Here is a 20,467-nt window from a genome sequence, read left to right on the forward strand (position 1 = left end):
GCCTTCGCGCTATGCATCAGAACATGGACGTTTCACCGCAGGAGAATCTTTGCGGTGAGGATCGCCGCGTTGTTCTCGTAACGTCTTTCGGCAAGCGCGGTGACTTTGAGCTTGATGTCTTCGGGCGACCAGAACAGCCAGCCGTTTGCTCGCATGAATTCATGGACTGCATCACTCTGCTTTTGGTAGATACGGCCAGCGGCCAATCCAAGTGTAAATTTGGTTTTGCGGTTTGCCATGCCTGAAGAAACAAGGTCCTCTTCCAGCCTTTTCATGACGATGGAGCGATAGCGTTCACATGTAAAGAGCTTGTAGCGGCCCTCGGCCTGAGCATGCTCTTTCTTCAGATCGGCAAGTTTCACGCCGGGCGAATCAAGTAGCGATTTCACTTCGAGAGCGAGCACTTCATTGCGACGAAAATTCAGGGCAAGAAGATCAATTTCCGGGCGCGGGATGGAGGGTTTTCCGGTCGCGCGTTTTTCTTCCGCGGATAGGTCAACCTTGAATGATTGCCGAACCCAGTAGCCATCCAGTTCTAGAAGCGTTTGAATGAGATGCTCGAAGTGATCCATGGTCGGGGTTAAGAAATGTTCTTTGAATTGTTAGGCCGTGGCGCAATCGCTGCGCTACCCTTAAAATCGGTGAAGAATAGTTGCATGTAGCTTACCATGGCGACATTCTTATGTTGCCGAAATGCATCGCAATAGTTGGCCACTGCGGGAAGGACTCTTTGCAGCGACGGTCTGCGCCGTGCCGGTTATCACCCGTTATCTTTCGCAGGCTAATAGCGAAAGCCGCCCATAAATCGTGGAATTTCCGCTTGCCTGAAAGTCGATCGCCGTGGACGATAACGTCATGTGATTGCTAAACGGAGACCGCGTGAAGTCGGAATTCCGTTTGAAATCGATTATCGGATTGAAGGTCGTATCGATATCGAACGGCAAGGCCAGGCAAGCCGTGTGCACGGTCAGTGTCAGGGGTGATCGACGCACGCGGCATTGGCCAGGAGACGTCGATGGAAATCCAGAGATTTTTCATCAAGGGGCAAACGCTGGGAGCGGATGACCCTCGGTTGCTGCAGGCGCTGGCGCAAGTCTACGACACGCCAGAGCGGCCACGCTGCATGTGCGTGAAGGGCGGCGTCGAAATGTATGTCGCGAAACATCGGCTGTACGTGGTCAAGCGCATGCCAGGGACAGGCAGCCGGCACCATCCGGCCTGCACCTCCTTTGATCCCGAGTTTGGGCAATCCGGGCTGGGCGAGCTGATGGGCGACGCCGTGATCGAGCGCTCGCCGGAATCGGTCGAGCTGCGGGTGGATTTCCCACTGACCAGGGTGCCGGGGAGGGCGATTCCGCGCGCAGAAGCCGTGCCGGCAGCGGAAATCAATGCACCGCGGCATCGGATGAGCCTGCGGGCCGTGATGCATTACCTGTTCGAGCGCGCCGGGTTCAATCGCTGGACGCCGGCGATGGAAGGCAAGCGTTCCCAGGCAGTGTTCCACAAATACCTGATGGAAGCAGCGGCGGAGATCGAAATGAAGGGCGCACAACTGTCGGAGCGGCTGTACGTGCCGGAGCAGTTCAGCGAGGAGCGCAAGGACGAGATCGCCGAGCGGCGTCGCGCCAAGCTGTCGATCCTGCTGTCGCCGGCGGACGAGGCGCAATTCAAGATGGCGCTGGTGTTGGGCGAACTGAAGGGGGCGGAGGCGGCGCCCTTCGGCAGGAAGGTGTGGATCAAGCATATGCCCGATGTCCCGCTCTTCATCGACAACAAGGCGTGGGAGCGCATCGAGAGATCGTTCGGCGCCATGCTGGAAGCGCGCGATGCGGATACGAAGTCCAGGCTGCGAGTCGTGATCTGCGCACTGGTATATGCGAAGCGGGAGCGCACGTATCAGATTGATACCGCCAGCCTCATGCTGGCAACCGAACACTGGATTCCGATCGAGGGCATGCACGAAGTGGGCTTGCTGGAAGCGCTGACCGGGCAGAAGCGGCGGTTCCTGAAACCGCTACGCTATGATGCGCGTAGTGCCGCCCCATTTCCCAATGCCTTGTTGCTCGACACGGGCGACACGCCCACCCCGCTGCATGTCGTCAGCAGCTTCATGGATGCGAAAGAGCGCGCGGCAAAAGAAAAGGCGGTTAAAGCCAACAACGCCGGTGTTTGGATATGGTACACAGACGAGCCCATGCCGGCGTTCGCCAGTCCGCACCAGCGCGACGAAGCGCTGCTTGCACGGCGTGGCGTTGACGCAGGTGCTGGAACTGCTTTCAAGGCCAACCGATGAGCGCATGGAGAAGCGGCCGCGTGCTGCGGTTTGCGCGTGCACAGGTATGCATCGGTAACCGCATCCTTACTACCGCTCAGGCGCCTCATGAAGGCTATCTGCCAGTCTGAAACCTGTAATAGCCAGGCGCACTGGCAGTCCCGGTTGAACTGCCGCAATTTGCATCGGGAGATGTCGATCGTGTGACTGCTGATCTAAATCCAAACCGATTCCATTCACATTTGATGTCCACGCAGGCGGCTAGATCTGGTCTACGCATAGATTTTATGATGGCTGGCTTCAAGGCACGTCCTCCGCACCTTTCGTGCGCGGAGGCTCCCTATGGAAAGCAAGCGGTGTGCTGCCTGCGGTCAGATTTTCTGCCCGCGTCCTCAAGTTCCCAATCAAGAATTTTGTTCGGCCCCTGGCTGTCAGCGTGAGCGGCGACGGCGCTGGCAACAGATCAAGCGGCAGACCGATCCCGACTACCAAGACAATCAGATTCGTGCACAACAAGCGTGGAGTGATCGCCATCCGGAGTATTGGCGGAACTACCGCAGCACGCATCTCGAGTATGCCGAACGGAATCGCGCGCAACAGCGCGAGCGCAATGGCCGACGACGCGAGAACCATATTGCAAAGATGGACGCGTCGATACCGATTTCTCGATTGCCACCAGGGATCTATCGGATTGTTGCAGTCGTGGCTTCCGATATGGCAGAGAAGGACACGTGGATCGTGAAAATTGCTTTGCTTTCAGAAATCGGCCAGCCGCCGCCAAATGATTGCAAAGAGAGGACGTGATAGGCACAAAACAACGTGGGTGCTAGCGTAACGCTCGTGCGCGCGCCCGCCTGTATACACCATGCGATCCTCCATGCAGGTGACAGGAAGGAAAATTCCGACGAACAACAAATCATTCGCCTTGCCATGGAGAAGTGGGACGTATGCGACGAGATCAGAATAGCCATGGCGAATTTTCGCGCACATCCCTGTTCCGGGCGGCGGAGTATGTACGGATGTCGACCGAGCATCAGCAATATTCCACCGAGAATCAACGTGACAAAATCCGCGAATACGCCGCCCGGCGCGACATCGAGATCATCCGGACCTATGCCGACGAGGGGAAGAGCGGGTTGCGCATCGACGGCCGGCAAGCGCTGCAACGCTTGATCAAGGATGTCGAGACCGGGATGGCCGATTTCCAGATCATCTTGGTCTACGACGTCAGCCGGTGGGGCCGATTCCAAGACGCAGATGAAAGTGCCTATTACGAGTACGTGTGTCGGCGCGCCGGCATCCAGGTCGCTTATTGCGCGGAACAATTCGAAAACGACGGATCGCCGGTGTCGACGATCGTCAAGGGCGTCAAGCGTGCGATGGCCGGCGAATACAGTCGTGAACTGTCCGCCAAGGTGTTCGCTGGACAGTGCCGGTTGATCGAATTGGGGTATCGACAAGGCGGACCGGCGGGGTATGGATTGCGCCGTGTGTTGGTCGACCAACACGGCGCCGTCAAAAGTGAACTAGCGCGCGGCGAACACAAAAGCTTGCAGACCGACCGCGTGATTCTCGTGCCGGGGCCGGAGGCAGAAATCCGGATCGTCAACCAGATCTACCGGTGGTTCATTGACGACAGCCTCAATGAAATCGAGATCGCCACGCGGCTGAATGGCATGAAGATTTTAAGCGATCTTGGTCGCCCCTGGACACGCGCCACCGTGCATGAGGTGCTGACGAACGAAAAGTATATTGGCAACAATGTCTACAACCGCGTCTCGTTCAAGCTCAAGAAGCTGCGGGTCGTAAACAGTGCCGACATGTGGATCAGGAAGGAGGGCGCGTTCGAGGCCATTGTACCGCCGGAGGTCTTCTTTACCGCGCAGGGCATGATCCGGGCGCGCGCGCGGCGGTTTACCGACGAAGAGCTCATCGAACGGCTGCGCTCCTTGTACCAAAGCCGGGGCTTTCTTTCCGGTTTGATCATAAATGAAATGGACGGAATGCCGTCGTCCTCCGTATATGCGCATCGATTCGGCAGTCTGATCCGCGCCTACGAATTGGTCGGCTTCACGCCGGACCGGGACTATCGGTACCTCGAAATCAACCGCTTCCTGCGGCGTATGCACCCAAAAATCGTGGTGCAGACGGAAGCCAGGATCACCGAGTTGGGTGGCCAGGTAGTGCGCGATCCCGCGACCGATCTGTTGCAGGTGAACCAGGAATTTACCGTATCGCTGGTGCTCGCCCGTTGCCAAACGCATGAGGCCGGCCGTAACCGCTGGGTAATCCGGTTCGACGGCAGCCTCGTGCCCGACATCACCGTCGCAGTTCGCCTCGACCAAAGCAATCAGGCACCGCTCGATTACTATCTGCTGCCACGCTTGGACTTCTGCCAGCCGCGCCTCAGTTTGGCGGATCAAAATGCTATCGAGTTTGACACCTACCGCTTTGACACTCTGGAGTATCTCTATGGCATGGCGGAACGTGCTCGCATGAGGAGGGCCGCATGACCAGGAATCATAGACCTGGTGAGTTGCGAATGATTCCGGTCGATCGAATCGACATACTGAATCCGCGTGAGCGCAATCGCAAGGTCTTCGAGGAGATCATCGGTAATATCCGGACCATCGGAATCAAGAAGCCGATCACGGTAACGCCGCGTGCCGGCCCCGATGGGCAGGAGCGCTACTTGCTGGTGTGCGGCGAGGGGCGCATGAAGGCCTTCAAGTCGCTGGGCGAAGCGGCCATTCCGGCGCTAGTGATCAAGGTCAGCGACGAAGACGCCTTCATTATGAGTCTAGCCGAGAATATCGCCCGCCGACACTGCCGCCCGCTCGAACTGCTCGCCGGGATCAAGACCTTGTGTGAGCAAGGGTATGACAAGAAAACCATCGCGCTGAAAACCGGGCTCACCCCAGAATACGTATATGGCATTACCGCACTGTTGGAACGCGGCGAGGAACGACTGCTGGTCGCGGTCGAGAAAGGGAAAATTCCCCTCAACGCGGCCATGGCGATTGTCGGCGCGGGCGACGACGACAAAGCGGTGCAAGCCGCGTTGCAGGATGCCTACGAATCCGGGGACCTGCGCGGCAAGCATTTACGGGAGGCGCGGCGGGTGATCGAGCGCCGCCAGAGCCTGGGACGGTCGGTTGCGCGCGGTGCGTCCCGCAAGAGAGGCGATGTGACGTCGTCGAGCCTGGTGCGCACCTACCAAAAGGAAGTGGAGCGGCAACGTTTAATGGTGAAGAAAGCCGAGTTTGCGCAGCAACGGCTGCTGTTTGTCGTCGGCGCGTTGCGCCGACTGCTTGCCGATGAAAATTTCACCAATCTGTTGCGGGCCGAGGGACTCGATACCTTGCCGCAATATCTGGCGGATCGGGTTTGGGCGAATGGGGGCAAGGCGTGACAGCGGTTGCCCTGGGATTTTCGCTGGATCCGTTGTCGCTGCCGCTGACCAGCATCCTGCCATCGCGAAAAATACCGGAAGGGCTTAGCACGTCGCGCAAATTCAAGCAAATTCGTTCCTCCATCGGGGAAATCGGCTTGATCGAACCGCTCTCGATTACGCCAGCCATGCGCAACTCGGGGCAGCACTTGCTGCTGGACGGGCATATCCGCCTCGTCGCCTTGCGCGACCTGGGTTTTGTCGATGCGCTCTGTTTGGTTGCCACGGACGATGAGGGATACACCTACAACAGCCGGATCAATCGGCTCTCGACCATTCAGGAGCATTTGATGATTCGCCGCGCCATCGAGCGCGGCGTCTCCCCCGACCGCCTCGCCAAGGTGCTCAGCGTCGACGTGAGCCACATCATCAAGAAAATGAATTTACTGGACGGGATCTGTCCCGAGGCGACGGATATGTTGAAAGACCGACAGTTTTCGGCCGAAATTTCCCGCGTGCTGCGCAAGATGAAGCCGACCCGGCAGATCGAGTGCGTCGAACTGATGGTTGCCGCAAACACAATAACCGTTGCCTACGCTGAAGCGATGCTGGTGGCGACCCCGGCTGAATTGCTGGTGGAAGGCAAAAAGACGCTGAAGCTGACCGGCGTGACGCAGGAACAAATGGCCAAAATGCAGCGCGAGATGAGCAACCTGCAGGGGCAGTACAAAATGGTTGAGCAAACCTATGGCCAGGATGTTCTGAACCTGGTGCTTGCCAAAGGCTACCTGGCTAAACTGCTGGAAAATAAATCCGTTACCCGGTATTTGAAACAACGGCAGCCAGAAGTATTGGCGGAATTTGAATCGCTCGTCCGTTGTGAGTCGTTAGAGTAATGGAGAGTATGAACGATTAGTGCCTCTCGATCCCGCAAAAAAATGCTGCTCTGCACGCAAAGTTTATCGACCGCAGTTTTTTGCGGACCCTAATCATTCCTGTTTTTTTTTTGAACCGCAGGTGATGTATCGGGCGTGCCGCCATGGAAAGACCGATGTACCACTTCGACGATAATCGCGATGTCCCTGGGTAGCCTGGCTGCGAGATGTTTCTCTCCCAGTGCCTCAATTTTCGCGCTTACGACTTACTCCATTTACCCAGGCACACTGCCGGACAGCGCTCCGCCTGCCCCGGCTACCATGGTATTTCTCGGTTCAGAAGATTCAGGCCCGTCTTCAGACTTCTTCAGGAACAGTTTCGTCTGCACGGACGACAGCTATAGTGGATCCCGAATTTGAGACAGTTGCCGGCGGTAGTTTAAGCTGTCGTCCCTGAAAGGATGATGGCGAATGAGTGAAGGCAAGAAGCGCAAAGTGCACACGGCGGAATTCAAGGCCAAGGTTGGGTTGGAAGCGGTGCGCGGGGTGAAAACGATCAGCGAGATCGCGCAGGCGTATGGCGTGCATCCGGTGCTGGTCGGGCAGTGGAAGAAAGAGATTCTGGAGCATGCTGGGGCGCTGTTCGAGACCAGGCGTGGCCCGAAGCTAGCGGTCGACGACAAGAGCGGCGAGGAGCGTCTTTACGGCGAGATCGGGCGGCTGAAGATGGAAGTGGACTGGCTCAAAAAAAAGTTGGGGGAGTGAGCCGGGACGCCAGGATCGGCTGGATCGACGGCGCGGACGAGTTGCCCTTGAGCCGGCAGTGCGCCCTGGCCGAAGTGCCGCGCGCCACGGTGTACCAGCGGCGGGCCATGGCGGCGTGCAACGCCGACGCGCTGCGGGACGACGATCTGCTGCTGTGCCAGCTGATCGACGAGGAATACACGAGCCGGCCGTTTTACGGCAGCCGGCGCATGGTGGTGTTCCTGCGCGGGTTGGGGCACGTGGTGAACCGCAAGCGCGTGCAGCGGCTCATGCGCACGATGGGGCTGGCGGGGATGGCGCCGGGGCCGGACACGAGCGGCAAGCATCCGCGGCACAAGGTGTACCCGTACCTGCTGCGCGGGGTGGAAGTGGTGCGGCCGAACCACGTGTGGTCGACCGACGTGACGTACATCCGGCTGGCGCGCGGTTTTGCCTACTTGGTGGCGATCATCGACTGGTATAGCCGCAAGGTGCTGTCCTGGCGCATCAGCAACAGCATGGACGCGTCGTTCTGCGTGGACTGTCTGGAGGACGCGCTGCGCGAGCACGGCAAGCCGGAAGTGTTCAACAGCGACCAGGGCGCGCAGTTCACGAGCCATGCCTTCACGGGCGTGCTCAAGCGGGAAGGTGTGGCAATCAGCATGGACGGTCGCGGGCGGGCGCTGGACAACATCTTCGTCGAACGGTTGTGGCGCAACGTCAAGCACGAAGACGTGTACCTGAAGGGCTACGCCACGATGGGCGAGTTGACGGTCGGGCTGGCGCAGTACTTCGCGTTCTACAACGAGACGCGGCCGCATCAGTCGCTGGGCTATGCGACGCCGGGCAGCGTGTACCGGAGCGGCCGGGGCGGTGGTGCGAAGATCGTGGACAAATTCGGCGGCGCGCGGGAGGAATCCCTTGCTCCGCTACGCTGCGCAAGGGATTCCTCCCGCGCAGAAACAGGGCAGCGCTGTTCCGCTGCAAGTGAAGTCATGGATGCAGCTTAAACTTCGAAAAAAACTGTCTTGACGGATGGGTCCACTTTACCTCATTGATGAAACGTGACTTGTGGTAGAGGAGACTAGGAGGATACTCTTCACCGTACAAAAATATATCCAGGTCTTGCTCTTTCAGTTTTACCTTGACGCGTTGTTGCAATCGCGGAAGCGGAGAGTTCTCAAAGTCCGCGAATTTCATCAATGTGACTTTGCCAGACCTGATATGAATTTTAATGAGGTCGAAGTCGGACGCGTCACCGCATAGCACTGTTGCACATCCGACGTAGATACGCAGAATCGTCGGCAGTCTCTCCAAGAGACCTGAGTGCAGTTGCAGAGAATGGCTCTCTTCGAGCCAGCCGTAACCGTTTTCAGCCGCAACCTTGCAAGCGGCATCGATTTTTTCAAGATTGACGAGGTCGAACAGGTCTTGGCGTGCGGCGGCCTGGAGGCTGGCGTAGGTTCCATAGAAGTGACGGATGTCAAGTTGCACAACTTCGTCCAATTGCCGATACGGTTGTCGCTTTTGGAATTGCTGAAGCGCGGCGAATACCAAGAGGTCGGACTTTCTTTGCGCTCGGATACGCTCATACTCGGCATTATCGAACCGCTTGAATGCGATGCGCAGTGCTCTAGTCAGGGAACCAATTTGCGTCCCGACCGCTTCAGCGAGGACCTTATCGAGCTCGTACTCTTCCGGCGGACGTCCGAGATCGAGGCACTTGATCCACAAAGAAAGAAACGTCGAGTTGTTGGCCTCAAACAGCGCTGTTTCGCGGTCGACTCTTGGTTTGGTGTTTTGACGGGATGCCCGGGCTGCCCGCTTTGCGCGTTCGTACACCCAGCCACGCGACAAGACGCTTTTGGCCCGCCGCCCATACCGAGCGGTCAGAAACCGTTGCTCCAATGCCTTGTCGCGAAACACAAAAAACACGCCTGGACCGGCAGCAATTGCCGGTGCATCGAGTGTATGCTCGATGAAGTCTCGAAGCTGGGCTTGAGAATAATATTTTTGAAACGTGTTCCGAGAGGACAGGAAGCCGTCGCGATATGGGCGCCCGTCCGGAGGTAATTGACTACTCAACATCGCGGCCACCGATAACACGCCTTTGGTATAGGCATATGCACCTTTCAGGGCAGCACTTCGTTCGGCATAATCCTCGATCACGTTGATCACAAAGCCAATGTTGACCGTATCCGCCATCCGTTTCTCTTGATCAGGTGCATAATGTGGATCCCAGCCAGTTGCATCGATTCCGTTTGCAAGCAAGTTGCGCACATCGTCGCCACGACCGCAGCCATAGTCGAAGAACGTTCTGGGTGGATCAACGAGTCCATGCCGGCAAAGCGCTTGTATTGGAGCGGAGAAGTTCGATCGTGAAAGTGCTGTAAGGTGGCGTAGAACATCTCGTGTGACGTCCGCGCTGACTTCAGTATTGCAATTCGCAACTGGAATTAATTGGTGGCCGACTATTTCGTATCCTCGATCCTCGACCAACTTGTACCAGTACTCTCGTAGCCCGATCCGGCACGTGTCTTCGAACAAGCCGAGCGCCTCGGCCGCGTCTGTGAGAGCTTTGTATTCCGCTATCCGCGGATCATTGTGCAAAAGTAATAGCTCTTTTCGGTGAAGGATCGGCGGATTGCATGATTCCTCATAAGAACGAAAAATCACGGAACCGTTGGACAACGAAATACGCCAGCTGCGGGCAAGTGTCGGAAACGGATTTTCAAAAAAGTCTGGATAGCTTAGTAACGACAGTTCGTCGTCATTCTTATGCAACTTCACGACATTGAAATCATGATCTTGCCTAACATGAGCAAGCTCGGCGCCTCGAATGACTTGTTCAGCGCATTCCGGTGGCAAGGCGCAAATGGCCGACGTATGCAAGTAGAGGTGGTCAGCAACCGACTTTCCGACTGAGGAAACGATACGCCAATTTCCGAAAAGTGCATTTCCAGAGCTCACTTCGCGGCCCCTATGTGTAAGAAAATGCGTTCGCGAATTTGACAGCAACGGCGGTCACACGCTATCCAGTAAGACGCGTGAAAGCGTAAATACTTCACAGGGACATAATACTACTGGGGATCTTTTGACCAATAGTTCGCTTTGTGAGGTATGACCCATCTCACGCCTCCGCGGGGGTCCGCAGAATCTCCTTGATATCTTGGTATTAAATGAATGTGCACGTGTTGGATGGTTTGGCCGGCTTCCAGGCCATCATTAATGCCAACGTTGTAAGCTTTCGGACTCAGTTCGTTATCCAATGTGGATTTGGCTCGACTTAACAGGCTCAATAGTCCTTCGCGTTCTTCTGTGCAAAGTTCAAAGAAAGATGCTACGTGGCGCCGGGAAACAATAAGAGTATGCCCCGGCGAAATTGGGAACCCGTCGCGGATTACAAATCCCGCATCATTGCAATCGATAATCCGCTCATTGTCTAAGTGGCAGAAGGGGCACTGCTGAGTCATGTCAATCCTGATGTGAATATTTTGATTTGGTGCAAAAGAAGCAATTGTGCGTCCTGTGTGGTGCAGCTTTTGCAAACCGGTTCAAGCCCGATTAAGTCTTCGCGTTATCCATCCGGCGGTGATAATTGCGCCGTCACGGCTGCTTTCCACTCGGTAGGCCTGGAGATATTTTCGGTTCTCTCGTATGAAGTGGCGGCCGAACTTGCGCTCCATCGTGCGAATACTGCGGTGGCTAAAGAACACTCGGATACCACCATGCCCGTCGTATGCCTCTTCACCAAACTCGCTCAGCCAGTGGTGGACAATTGGAGGAAGGCAGCGCTGTTGTGCACGCTGCTGACTGTGAATTGTATGATTCATTGCGAGTCCTCCATAGCTACGCTTGTTGCTGATGCTTTGCTGAAAGCGTCGGTTTCAAATCGGAGCAACTCGTCCAGAAGCGCCATGCTTTGCTTTTGCTGTTCATCGTATTCTTGAGTGCCCGGCACGTCCACGTCTTCAAGAAAGCAGGTAAAGCCACTTAGGTTTTGAGGTAGCGCGAGCAGGTACAGGCCGCTTTTGAACCTTTCTTCGGCGGCAATCCGCAGGTAGTACAGCGGATCGGCAAGAACAGATTCCATCGCCTCCAGGGGGCTCGTCGGCATTTCCTCATAATAAGAATTGAATTCGGAGCGAACGATAACGCGAGGCAGTTCAAGATAGCTGAGGAGGGGATGACTTGAACGGAGGAACATGATGAGGCGATTAAGGAATGCGTCTCTCACAATGTTCGATCGGTCTACCACTTCGGTGAGCAGCTCTGCAGTTTCTTTGTCTACCACAACGTTTATTGTCTTGGTCCCCATCCGTTTGAGTTGTCCTGAGATGTAACGGCGCGCTTTGCCGGATAGTCTGCGGCCTTCGAGTTCATTTCCCAGATGGCCGATTTCGGCTCTTATCATGTGATTGAGGAATGCGTCACGTTTGATAAATAGCCGGTCAAGCTGCGCGTCGAATGCCGTGAGAAGCGGGGCATGAACCTTGACGGTAATTTTTGTTTTTTCCATGGCTGTTTTCACATTCGAGTGGTTCGTGGGAAAACTATATGCCGCGCGCAGAATGCCGTAAAGAAAAATGAGTAAAGAAAAATTGAAGATTTTTGGTGTGCTTGTTGGGAAAGACTTCAGGACACAGTAGGTTTCCAGCTGTCTGTATTGGAGTCAGCCGGCCACTGACTACTGACTTGAAAGAGCGGAGTCAAGCGAGATCCTGGTGATGCGAAATACATCGCATCGCATAGGAGCCTCGGCATGACAAACGCCATCGTTACCATCAACGGATCGGATCCGTCCGTGCCGACGATACTCGGAAGCCGGACCGTTCGCATCCCGACCGCCGGCAAAATCCGCGCCGGCATCAAGGTACTCACAAAGAGGGCCGCCGACAATCCCACTGCCAGGGATATTTACGAGCGCGGCGTTGCCCAGAACCAGTCGTTCGACGAAATCGAGCACGCCATCAGGCAGGCGGTGCCGGACCTGAAGACGCCGCTCGTCCCCAAGAACGTCGCCTGGTTCACGGTGCGGCCCAGCGACTTTCCCAATCCCGAAATCGCCAGGCAAATCCTGGACAACTTCGGCGAGGACAGGGGCGACGGCATCCGGCGCCTGTACCGCTTTCCCGTGATATTCCCCGCCGACCACTGGCAGGCGGTGATGCCGCACGAACTCGTCGTCTGGGGTACGCACGAAAAGAAATTCTGGAGTGAATATGCACCGGACGGACAGGTGCGCTACTGCAAATGCTATGCGCCGGTGCCAATGGAGCAGAACGGCAAGCGCGCCGTTCGCCTGTTCGGCGGGCGCAAGACGATGCTGCGGCAGGAGAACGATGGCATTTGCCATCCCGAAAGCTGCCCGGAATTCCAAAGCAGAAAGTGCAATTTGTCGGGGCAGTTCATTTTCTTCATTCCCGGCATCAAATCGATCAATGCATTCGAGCTGCATACCAACAGCTTCTACGCGATGAGCCGCGCCATCGAGCAATTCAAAACACTGGCCTTCCTGCGCGGCGGCCGGATCTCCGGCTTCCTGGATGGGAAGCAGACACCGTTCTACCTCACCAAAACGCTGCGCGAAATCGCGCATCTCGACGACGAAGGCAGGGCCGTGCGATCCGCGCATTGGATCATCGAATTGGAAGCGCCGATCGACATCGCGGCGTTATTGCGTGCGCAGGACGATGAAACCGCATTCGCAAACGCCCGGGACGCCGCCCGTGTCCTGGAAGGAGCGGCCAACGCATGGGAGGCGGAACAGGACCGTTCCGATCCACCCGATGGGCCGGTGAACGATGCGACTGCAGCAGGTCAAAGCGGACGTGATCTCGGGGCATCCGCAGCGATGCCGCAATCGCGCCCGACATGGGTGAAGGCAGGCAATCTGGCCGCCAACGCCCAGCACGGCGGCGCGACGCCATCACCGCGTGCGGATGACATCAGCGAGGAGCAGGTGATCGCGGCAGCCGGCGCGTTCGGGATCGAGGCGGCGCGCTACGCAGCCTACGCCGCCAAGCGCTGGGGGCCAGGCTGGAAACTGAACGCCAACGGCCGGTGCCGTGCGCTGGACGAGATCGAACGCTACCGCAACGACCCTGAGGGATTGGCCGACAAGATCGACACGGAACTGCGCGCTTCTCGCAACGGCGCTTGAATAGCCGCGGTCAGCGGCGATGCTGGTATGACAGCGAGCGAAAGGAGAAATCGAACATGATTCGCGGAGCCCATTTTTCAGACATCCATTATGCGGGCGCGACGATGGCAGAGGTGGACCGTTGCTTCACCTTCGCGATCGACGCGGCGATCGGCAAGGGCATCGATTTTGCCGTCATCTCGGGCGATTCGACCGACCACGCACTCGATATCCATGCCCCTGCGGTCGACGCATTGGCGCGCAACCTCCGGCGTCTGGCCGACCATTGCCCGGTGCTGATGCTACAAGGCACATTTTCCCACGAGCCGCCGGGCACTTTGAACGTGTTCCGCCTGTTGGGCGGCAAATATCCAGTCCATGTCGCCGACCGCCTGCAGCAAGTGGCGCTGCTGCCGGGAGGTAGCTGGCTGGAATCGGATGGATGGCGGTTTGACGCCGTGCCTGCGGGCGCGCGCGCCCTGTTTTCCTGCGTGCCGGTCGTCAACAAGGCGGTGGTTGCGGCCACTGTCGGCGCGACCGAGGCAGCGCAAGCGGTGGGCGAGCATTTGCAGTTGCTCTTGTGTGGATATGCGGCGATCAACGACGCGGCGCGTGGGCAGGGCGTTGCCAGCATCGGCGTGTCGCACGGCACCGTGTACGGATGCCTGACGGAACACGACGTGCCGATGGCCGGCTTCGACCACGAGTTCACGACGGGCACGCTATTCGCCGCCGGCGCGACCGCGTTCATGCTCGGCCACATTCACAAACACCAGGCATGGATCGGCAACCGCAGGGCGATCGCCTACGCGGGGTCGATCGGACGGTTGCACTACGGGGAACAGGGCGACAAGGGCTTTCTGCTATGGGAAGTCGGCGCCGACACGGTGCGCTTCGAACTGGTGTCGACACCGGCCAGGCGCACCATCGACATTACGTTCGACGGCTTGCCCGACATGGAGCAATTGCGGCAATGCGCGCGTGAGAGCGAGGTCGATGGCGCCTTCGTTCGGGTGCGCTGGACGGTGCCGGAAGAGGATAGCGATGCCGTCGACCGCGCCGCGATCGAGCGCCTGTTTGCCGGTGCGGCCCAGGTGAAGCTGGCGGGACGCGTGATTCCGGTGACAAGGACACGGGCGGCGGGCATTTCGCAGGAAGCCACCATGGCGAACAAGGTGCGGGTCTGGGCGCAGACGACCGACGCCAAAGCGGAACCGCTGCTGGCATGTCTGGAGGCGCTGTACATGCAAACGCCGGAAGAAATCGCCGCAACCATCCTGGCCGGACCGAACGAAGCGCAGCACCCCATCGCTGTGGCCGACGACCACAACCCTGCGCACTGCGCTAGCTCAACCAAGAACGGACAGGAAACCGTCGCACTGCCTGGCGGCGGACTTGATTCGTTCGGCCGCAACGCAATACTGGGTGGGAGTCGCATGGCGCGACCCCCTCAGTAATCGAAAGGCATGCAATGACACCACTCTCTCTGACACTGAAAGGATTTCGCGGGATTCGGGATGGGTTGGGTCGTGCCGAGATCACGCTCGATTTCGAGACACTGGCCGGCGACGCGCAACTGGTCGCGCTCGCGGGCGCGAACGGGCGTGGCAAGACCACCATCCTGGACAATATGACGCCGTACCCGTGGATGCCGTCGCGGGCGGGTGCCGACGGGCTGGGCGGTTTTTCCTATTACGACCACGTCTACCTGCCGGAAAACTTCAAGGAACTGGTGTGGGAGCACGACGGCAAGCGTTACCGCTCGCAACTCGTGTTCCGGCTCAACGGCAAGAAAAAAACCGAGGCATTCCTGCATATGCTTGGTGCGGGAGGCTGGTCGGTAGTACGGCTGCCGGACGGCACGATATCGGATGGCAAGATGGATACCTACCTGCGCTGCATCGAGGCGATCCTCGGTAGCGCGGAAACCTTCTTCACCTCGGTGTTCTCGGCGCAGGGCCGGCGGCAGCTCTTCGCCTACAGGAATGCGGAAATCAAAACCCTGCTGGCCGATCTGCTCGGGCTGGACGACATTCGGGCGTTGGGCGCGCAAGCGGCGGAGACGGCCAAGCTGCTCAAGACCGGCCTGGCTACGCTGCGACAGGAGCGCATGGGGCTGCAGTCGGAAGCCAACCAGACGGCGCGTGAAATCGACCGGCTCGGCGATACGCAGCGACGCATCGGCGCGGCGCAGGCGCAGAAAGGCGCGTGCCAGCGCGCCGTCGATGCGGCCAAGGAGGCCCTGACCAGGGTGTTGGCGAACCGGGATCTGGCGATGCAGACCGAGGCGCGGCGCATTCAATTGCAAGGCGAACGACGGGCAATCATCGACGGCGGCAAAGCGGCACTGATGTCGCTGGAACGGCAAGACCAGCGCGAAGCCGAACGGCTGGCAGCGCTCGACAGGCGCATCGCCCTGCGGGCATCGGAATGGGCCAGGAAACAGCAGGCGCTCACGGCGCAACGCAGCAGACTGAACGACGTTGTCATCGACGGCAGGCGGATCGAACGGGCAGCGCGCCGCCTGCCGCTGGCGGGAAAGATCGTAGCGGCGCGGGAAGTCCACCTGCTGGCCCGGCGCCGCGCGGCGGAACAATGGAGCAAGCTGGCGACCGACGAGAAGCTGACGCGGGAGAAAATCGCCGGAATCGAGCGTGAGGCAGGGCAGGCGGCGTTGAAAGCGCAGGAGCTCGCGCGGCGCGTCGGGCTGACGGCGGAAGTGCCGTGCGCCGGCTCCGACCTCCAGGGGCGGTGCAAGCTGCTGGGCGACGCGCATGACGCAAAAGGGCTGATGCCATCCGCGGACTTGCAGCTCGCACGGCTGGAAGAAGAGCGCCGGACGCTGGTCGCGCGTCTGGCCGGGATACGGCGGCAAGCCGCCGCGCTGGCCGGGGCCCGGCAAGAAATGGCGACGGCGGAAGCCAAGTTGCGGCGCGCAAGGACTGCGGCGTCGGCGCTGGCGCTCCTGGCGGCAAGACGCGGGGAACTGCACCAGGCATACGAGACGCTTGCCGTCGTAGACGGGCAACTGCAGGAATTGGCCGGCGCACAGCATGGCGAAACCGAAGAGGAGCAGGCCGAGCGCGCGGCCAATTCCAATGCGCGGCAGCAGATTGCGGCGCAGCGCGTGGAGCAAATGCAGCGGCATCGGGAATCGCTGGACCGGGTCGATCTTGCGCTGGCGGCGTTGCCGGCACCCTTTGACGCGTCGCAGGTCACGCGCGCGCAGCAGGCGGTGGCGCTGGCGCAGCAAGCCGAAACCGGCGCAGAGTCGGCCTTCATGGCGGCGCTGCGTGATCGGCAGCAGACAGAAGAGGCGCACCGGCGACAAAATGTGATCGCGCACAAGCTTGACCAAGCGGATGCCCGGTGCGCAAGCATCGAGCAGGCACTCGGCATATGGACGCTGTTCGCGAAGTGTATGAGCAACGACGGGCTGATTGCACTGTCGATCGACGATGCCGGGCCGACGTTGGCGGGGTTGGCGAACGCCTTGCTGCTGGCGTGCTACGGGCCGCGCTTTACGGTATCGATCAAGACCCAGGTCGAGACCGGGAAAGGTGGGGCGCGGGAAGGCTTCGATATTGTGGTGCACGATGCGGATTCAGGCAGCAGCAAGAGCGTCACGCTCATGAGTGGCGGGGAACGTGTATGGATCAATGAGTGCCTGACGCGCGCCATCGCGTTGTACCTGGCACAGCATTCCGGCAGACGTTATGAGACGCTGTTCTCCGACGAAGCCGATGGTCCGCTGGATGCCGACCGCAAACGGATGTTCATGGCAATGAAGCGGGAAGTGCTGCGTATCGGCCGCTACGGCCGCGAATACTTTGTATCGCAGACGCCGGAATTGACCGCGATGGCCGATGCGGTAATCGATCTGGGACAGTACGCCGCGCGAGAATTGGACGTGGATCGTGCCGCATAGCCAGTCGAGAGGAAAATCATGAAGAGCATTTCTTTTGATCAGCTTCCAGTCGGGACCGACTTTTACTGCTTCGGGGACAAGTGGAACAAGACATCGGACGGGGCGGCCCGTCTGGTGCGCGCCAAGCGGCGGCCGCGCAAGCCGCGCCGCTTCGCTGCAGATGAGCAGGTAGTGCCGGTTGGTGGCGTGCAGGAGTTTCTACTTCGGCAGATTCCCCGTGTTTCTATCGAGGACGATGAAGGCTTGGACCGCGACTGTGAACGCGTCGCGTTCAAGGATTGAGGAAAACCACGCGCCGAGGGCAGGGACAGTAGATAAATTCCAGGCAGATAACAAGGGCCAAGAATACACGTCGGTGTGGGAGCAACTCGTCGAATGCGGTTAATTGCGTGGAAATTTGCTTGGCCGGCGGCGGTGCGGAGAATAGCGATGCGAAGAGAAAAAACTCCCGACACCATGTCGGGAGTTTTTCCATGAAGGCTACCCTCAGCAGCTGGCTAGGCTGACTGTGCAACACTCGTGACACGAGCAGGTAACCTTCGGTGCAGGTAACGACTGCAACGCCTGACGCCACCGGACACATGCCAGCGCGATGGCCGATCCGAAGATCCGAACCAAAGGCAGGTGACGGCTATGCAGCCTGACACAACCAGCACCCGCTCAGGAACCACACCGGTACGCTGATCCAACGTTCGAACCAGCGAATTCAGTGTGCCACCGCCACCGGCACGGTGCAAGCCGGTTTTGGCGGCGCCACATGAAAACCGCCGGCCATGCTGGTCTTTTCGGTGGCGGTCGACATCGATGTCATCCATGGTCAATCAAGCACCATTGAATAGATCAGATTTACACAGGTTCTTTGCTGGCACAGGGCGACCGACAGCGACGTGCAGATAACCGGTCATGCCGCCAGCCCTTTTTCGATCAGGATCTTTTCGAGTGTTTTCTTGAAGGTGCTCGCGTTCAGGGAAGGTTTGACGAGGTATCCGTCGGCGCCGGCCTGTGCCGCGGCGACGATGTTGGCTGCGTCCATTTCGGAGGTAACCATTAGCACCGGCAAGTGCTGCAAGTTGGCGGCCGCGCGAATGGCCTGGAGCAGCGCCAAGCCATCCATACCCGGCATGTTCCAGTCGGTGACCACGAAACTGATTGGCATACCGAGTGCGTCCCCGGATAGTAGCAGTGTGAGCGCCTGTTCTCCATCCTCTGCTTCCGAAACCTTGGTATGACCCAGCCCCTTCAGCAAAGTAATGACGATGCGCCGCACCGTCGGCACATCGTCGACCACCAGAAAATGTAACTCGGGCGGCATGAAGACGTTACATCTCCCTGCCATCGGCGTGCGGCCTCGGCATAGGCAGCCCCTAGTTCTCAGCCATGCTTGCGCACGGATTCAATGGTTTCCAGGAGCTGTTCATAGGTCAGGGATTCGAGTTGCTTGTCTTTGAGCAGGGTGTTTTCGTTTCGCTGGCTTTCGGGCACGAGAACCTTTTCAAGATCGACCAGGCACAACCGCAGCCATGCCGTTGTCGGCTGATGCAGGGCGTTCGTGTTCAAGGCAAGCGCGGCGATTGCGTTGGCGAAGTGAGCCGTTTCCCAGTACCCGAGCGAGTCTTTCATGGCCCGGAGATTGGTAACGATCAAATCCGCGATGGATTCCCTGACGTCATTCGGATCGCAATTCTCGTCGAGCTGTTGAAGGAGGGCCTCAATATTCTGCATCAGCCCAACCCTCACCATCGTGGATAACGCCATTAAATGATTCCTCAACTGCCGGATTGATTCTGGCCGGTTACTCCAGAGCGATTTGCATGATACGTGCTTTTTCTGAGCGACAAAATGGGTATTCAATCACGTGGTATTCAATGCATCATAGCGTGATTATTGGCGCATGCCAAGATTGTCATCCAAAGCCGACAAGGACAAGAAACTCGTGCGATTGGGCGCGGCCATTCGTGCAAGACGAAAAGAATTGGGTGTATCTCAAGAAGAGCTGGCCATCAGCTCCGGCGTCGAGCGCAGCAACATGGGAAAAATCGAGCGCGGCGAGAACAACCTGTCGGTTCTGAACCTCATTCGTATCGCCGATGCGCTAGACAGCAAGGCAGCAGAGATTATGGCGGACGCCGGTCTGTAAATGACGATGTGCAGCATTCAGTTTTAATGCCGTTTTAATTCGCTATTACAGCAGTTAATAGCCGGGCGCAAAAACGTCCTGGCGATCCTCTCCGAAGTTATGGCTCCTTTGGTATCCGAGCGAAACTCGTTTCATCTCTCCGCAGCTTCATGGCTAGGGCGCAAATTGCGCCAGCTCAATTTTTTCCGAATTTGAATCCTGATTCCCATATTTATGGGATATGCGCTGAGGCACTTTTAGCTCAGAGTAAAAGATTTCCTGGAAGAAATGGCTGTTGTGCGAATTCGGTATTTGTCCCTGTTGCCGATGCTTTTTATCGGGCCCGGTTGCGGCGAAACCGCATCCAAATCGGGTCACGGAACCCAACCGAGAGCAGCGTCTATCGCGTTTCACGGCATGGTTGTTCCCGGACGCATGAGTGAAGCTAAATTAAGCGGCTTTGCCCAGTGTTCAAGCGACTACTACCGTGTCAACTGCAAGCGGTCGGATATCCTGCCACTGTATGGCGTGCGCCCAAAATTGATTGAAGTCAATTTGGACGGCAGGGAAAACTTCTCCCATGACGCTGTGGCGTCGAGATATGTGGACAAGGACGTGCGCGAGATACCGATCGACGAACTCAGCTACCGCAGTATCGAGATCGCGTTCCCGGCTGCCGCTTACAATCGACAATGTCTCGACCGTCACCGGTCTAGCACGGGCAAGGCGGCAACTCTGGATCGGCCGCGCGCTTGCATAGAAAACACGGACACGATTGAGCACTTTGCGGCGGCCTTACTGCGGAATGGATGGATTAACCATCGTTCACCGAGAGGCTACTACGCTTTCCTGCATCCCGACGAAGCCGTGCAAATTATTCTGAAAAATGACATCGCTTCCGTGCGCGCTGTTACCAAGGACGAATTGCGCGAAGCATTTGGAGAAGCCGGAAGGCATCGGCCTGGCACACCGGATTAACGAGGAAATTGAACGGAGCCG

19 protein-coding genes are annotated in these 20,467 nt (G+C 58.1%); 12 read left to right on the top strand and 7 right to left on the bottom strand.

Annotated features, from left to right (window positions below):
* Positions 1–32: 32 nt before the first annotated feature.
* On the bottom strand, positions 33–572 hold the full coding sequence (locus AC3WOY_RS22950) for a hypothetical protein (RefSeq protein WP_492428004.1): 540 nt from the start codon (positions 570–572) through the stop codon (positions 33–35).
* 443 nt (positions 573–1,015) lie between these two features.
* On the opposite strand from AC3WOY_RS22950, the gene AC3WOY_RS22955 reads away from it, so the two are divergent.
* From AC3WOY_RS22955 to AC3WOY_RS22980, 6 genes are all read left to right on the top strand, one after another.
* Positions 1,016–2,293, top strand: coding sequence for a DUF1173 family protein (locus AC3WOY_RS22955; protein ID WP_492428006.1), 1,278 nt, complete (start codon positions 1,016–1,018; stop codon positions 2,291–2,293).
* Positions 2,294–2,614: 321 nt separating this feature from the next.
* A complete protein-coding gene (locus AC3WOY_RS22960; RefSeq protein ID WP_492428008.1) occupies positions 2,615–3,076 on the top strand; it encodes a hypothetical protein in 462 nt (153 codons plus the stop codon).
* 143 nt (positions 3,077–3,219) lie between these two features.
* Entirely contained in the window at positions 3,220–4,785 is a 1,566-nt protein-coding gene (locus tag AC3WOY_RS22965) for a recombinase family protein (RefSeq protein WP_492428010.1), read from the top strand.
* Complete coding sequence (locus AC3WOY_RS22970) at positions 4,782–5,684, top strand: plasmid partitioning protein RepB C-terminal domain-containing protein (protein ID WP_492428012.1); 903 nt, start codon at positions 4,782–4,784, stop codon at positions 5,682–5,684. The genes AC3WOY_RS22965 and AC3WOY_RS22970 overlap by 4 nt, the downstream gene beginning before the upstream one ends.
* Complete coding sequence (locus AC3WOY_RS22975; RefSeq protein ID WP_492428014.1) at positions 5,681–6,559, top strand: plasmid partitioning protein RepB C-terminal domain-containing protein; 879 nt, start codon at positions 5,681–5,683, stop codon at positions 6,557–6,559. The genes AC3WOY_RS22970 and AC3WOY_RS22975 overlap by 4 nt, the downstream gene beginning before the upstream one ends.
* Positions 6,560–7,143: 584 nt before the next feature.
* A complete protein-coding gene (locus AC3WOY_RS22980) occupies positions 7,144–8,292 on the top strand; it encodes an IS3 family transposase (protein ID WP_492427951.1) in 1,149 nt (382 codons plus the stop codon).
* Here AC3WOY_RS22980 and AC3WOY_RS22985 read toward each other — a convergent pair.
* The 4 genes from AC3WOY_RS22985 to AC3WOY_RS23000 all read right to left on the bottom strand — a co-directional run bounded on the left by AC3WOY_RS22985 (position 8,276) and on the right by AC3WOY_RS23000 (position 11,801).
* Positions 8,276–10,252 (bottom strand): DNA phosphorothioation-associated putative methyltransferase, encoded by a 1,977-nt coding sequence (locus tag AC3WOY_RS22985; protein WP_492428016.1) that lies wholly within the window; start codon positions 10,250–10,252, stop codon positions 8,276–8,278. The genes AC3WOY_RS22980 and AC3WOY_RS22985 overlap by 17 nt on opposite strands.
* A 110-nt stretch (positions 10,253–10,362) precedes the next feature.
* Positions 10,363–10,755, bottom strand: coding sequence for an HIT family protein (locus AC3WOY_RS22990; protein WP_492429390.1), 393 nt, complete (start codon positions 10,753–10,755; stop codon positions 10,363–10,365).
* Between the two features lie 81 nt (positions 10,756–10,836).
* Positions 10,837–11,115: a hypothetical protein gene (locus AC3WOY_RS22995; RefSeq protein WP_492428018.1), complete on the bottom strand. Its 279-nt coding sequence runs from the start codon at positions 11,113–11,115 to the stop codon at positions 10,837–10,839.
* On the bottom strand, positions 11,112–11,801 hold the full coding sequence (locus AC3WOY_RS23000) for a hypothetical protein (RefSeq protein WP_492428020.1): 690 nt from the start codon (positions 11,799–11,801) through the stop codon (positions 11,112–11,114). Before AC3WOY_RS23000 ends, AC3WOY_RS22995 begins: the two co-directional genes overlap by 4 nt.
* 243 nt (positions 11,802–12,044) lie before the next feature.
* Between AC3WOY_RS23000 and AC3WOY_RS23005 the strand changes: the two genes are divergently transcribed.
* From AC3WOY_RS23005 to AC3WOY_RS23020, 4 genes are read left to right on the top strand one after another with little or no spacing between them, the layout of a single operon-like run.
* Positions 12,045–13,445 (top strand): recombination directionality factor, encoded by a 1,401-nt coding sequence (locus AC3WOY_RS23005; protein WP_492428022.1) that lies wholly within the window; start codon positions 12,045–12,047, stop codon positions 13,443–13,445.
* A 56-nt stretch (positions 13,446–13,501) separates the two neighbouring features.
* Entirely contained in the window at positions 13,502–14,881 is a 1,380-nt protein-coding gene (locus AC3WOY_RS23010; protein WP_492428024.1) for a metallophosphoesterase family protein, read from the top strand.
* 14 nt (positions 14,882–14,895) lie between these two features.
* On the top strand, positions 14,896–17,352 hold the full coding sequence (locus tag AC3WOY_RS23015; RefSeq protein ID WP_492428026.1) for a DNA repair protein: 2,457 nt from the start codon (positions 14,896–14,898) through the stop codon (positions 17,350–17,352).
* A gap of 18 nt (positions 17,353–17,370) precedes the next feature.
* Positions 17,371–17,634, top strand: coding sequence for a hypothetical protein (locus AC3WOY_RS23020; protein WP_492428028.1), 264 nt, complete (start codon positions 17,371–17,373; stop codon positions 17,632–17,634).
* Positions 17,635–18,253: 619 nt separating this feature from the next.
* On the opposite strand, the gene AC3WOY_RS23025 is transcribed toward AC3WOY_RS23020, so the two are convergent.
* Both AC3WOY_RS23025 and AC3WOY_RS23030 read right to left on the bottom strand, forming a co-directional pair.
* Positions 18,254–18,664 carry a response regulator gene (locus AC3WOY_RS23025; RefSeq protein WP_492428030.1) on the bottom strand — a complete coding sequence of 137 codons (411 nt, stop codon included), beginning with the start codon at positions 18,662–18,664 and terminating at the stop codon, positions 18,254–18,256.
* A 59-nt stretch (positions 18,665–18,723) separates the two neighbouring features.
* Positions 18,724–19,107, bottom strand: coding sequence for a hypothetical protein (locus tag AC3WOY_RS23030; protein WP_492428032.1), 384 nt, complete (start codon positions 19,105–19,107; stop codon positions 18,724–18,726).
* Positions 19,108–19,243: 136 nt separating this feature from the next.
* Between AC3WOY_RS23030 and AC3WOY_RS23035 the strand changes: the two genes are divergently transcribed.
* Both AC3WOY_RS23035 and AC3WOY_RS23040 read left to right on the top strand, forming a co-directional pair.
* Complete coding sequence (locus tag AC3WOY_RS23035; RefSeq protein ID WP_492428034.1) at positions 19,244–19,489, top strand: helix-turn-helix domain-containing protein; 246 nt, start codon at positions 19,244–19,246, stop codon at positions 19,487–19,489.
* Positions 19,490–19,756: 267 nt separating this feature from the next.
* On the top strand, positions 19,757–20,446 hold the full coding sequence (locus AC3WOY_RS23040; RefSeq protein WP_492428036.1) for a hypothetical protein: 690 nt from the start codon (positions 19,757–19,759) through the stop codon (positions 20,444–20,446).
* Positions 20,447–20,467: the final 21 nt, after the last annotated feature.

The organism is Noviherbaspirillum sp. FW303-A3 (genome assembly GCF_058788695.1).

Excerpts from the sequence above, each read along its gene's own strand:
- AC3WOY_RS22950 (WP_492428004.1), bottom strand. The coding sequence starts at position 572 with ATGGATCACTTCGAGCATCTCATTCAAACGCTTCTAGAACTGGATGGC.
- AC3WOY_RS22955 (WP_492428006.1), top strand. The coding sequence starts at position 1,016 with ATGGAAATCCAGAGATTTTTCATCAAGGGGCAAACGCTGGGAGCGGAT.
- AC3WOY_RS22960 (WP_492428008.1), top strand. The coding sequence starts at position 2,615 with ATGGAAAGCAAGCGGTGTGCTGCCTGCGGTCAGATTTTCTGCCCGCGT.
- AC3WOY_RS22965 (WP_492428010.1), top strand. The coding sequence starts at position 3,220 with ATGCGACGAGATCAGAATAGCCATGGCGAATTTTCGCGCACATCCCTG.
- AC3WOY_RS22970 (WP_492428012.1), top strand. The coding sequence starts at position 4,782 with ATGACCAGGAATCATAGACCTGGTGAGTTGCGAATGATTCCGGTCGAT.
- AC3WOY_RS22990 (WP_492429390.1), bottom strand. The coding sequence starts at position 10,755 with ATGACTCAGCAGTGCCCCTTCTGCCACTTAGACAATGAGCGGATTATC.
- AC3WOY_RS22995 (WP_492428018.1), bottom strand. The coding sequence starts at position 11,115 with ATGAATCATACAATTCACAGTCAGCAGCGTGCACAACAGCGCTGCCTT.
- AC3WOY_RS23000 (WP_492428020.1), bottom strand. The coding sequence starts at position 11,801 with ATGGAAAAAACAAAAATTACCGTCAAGGTTCATGCCCCGCTTCTCACG.
- AC3WOY_RS23005 (WP_492428022.1), top strand. The coding sequence starts at position 12,045 with ATGACAAACGCCATCGTTACCATCAACGGATCGGATCCGTCCGTGCCG.
- AC3WOY_RS23010 (WP_492428024.1), top strand. The coding sequence starts at position 13,502 with ATGATTCGCGGAGCCCATTTTTCAGACATCCATTATGCGGGCGCGACG.
- AC3WOY_RS23015 (WP_492428026.1), top strand. The coding sequence starts at position 14,896 with ATGACACCACTCTCTCTGACACTGAAAGGATTTCGCGGGATTCGGGAT.
- AC3WOY_RS23020 (WP_492428028.1), top strand. The coding sequence starts at position 17,371 with ATGAAGAGCATTTCTTTTGATCAGCTTCCAGTCGGGACCGACTTTTAC.
- AC3WOY_RS23025 (WP_492428030.1), bottom strand. The coding sequence starts at position 18,664 with ATGCCGCCCGAGTTACATTTTCTGGTGGTCGACGATGTGCCGACGGTG.
- AC3WOY_RS23030 (WP_492428032.1), bottom strand. The coding sequence starts at position 19,107 with ATGGCGTTATCCACGATGGTGAGGGTTGGGCTGATGCAGAATATTGAG.
- AC3WOY_RS23035 (WP_492428034.1), top strand. The coding sequence starts at position 19,244 with ATGCCAAGATTGTCATCCAAAGCCGACAAGGACAAGAAACTCGTGCGA.
- AC3WOY_RS23040 (WP_492428036.1), top strand. The coding sequence starts at position 19,757 with ATGGCTGTTGTGCGAATTCGGTATTTGTCCCTGTTGCCGATGCTTTTT.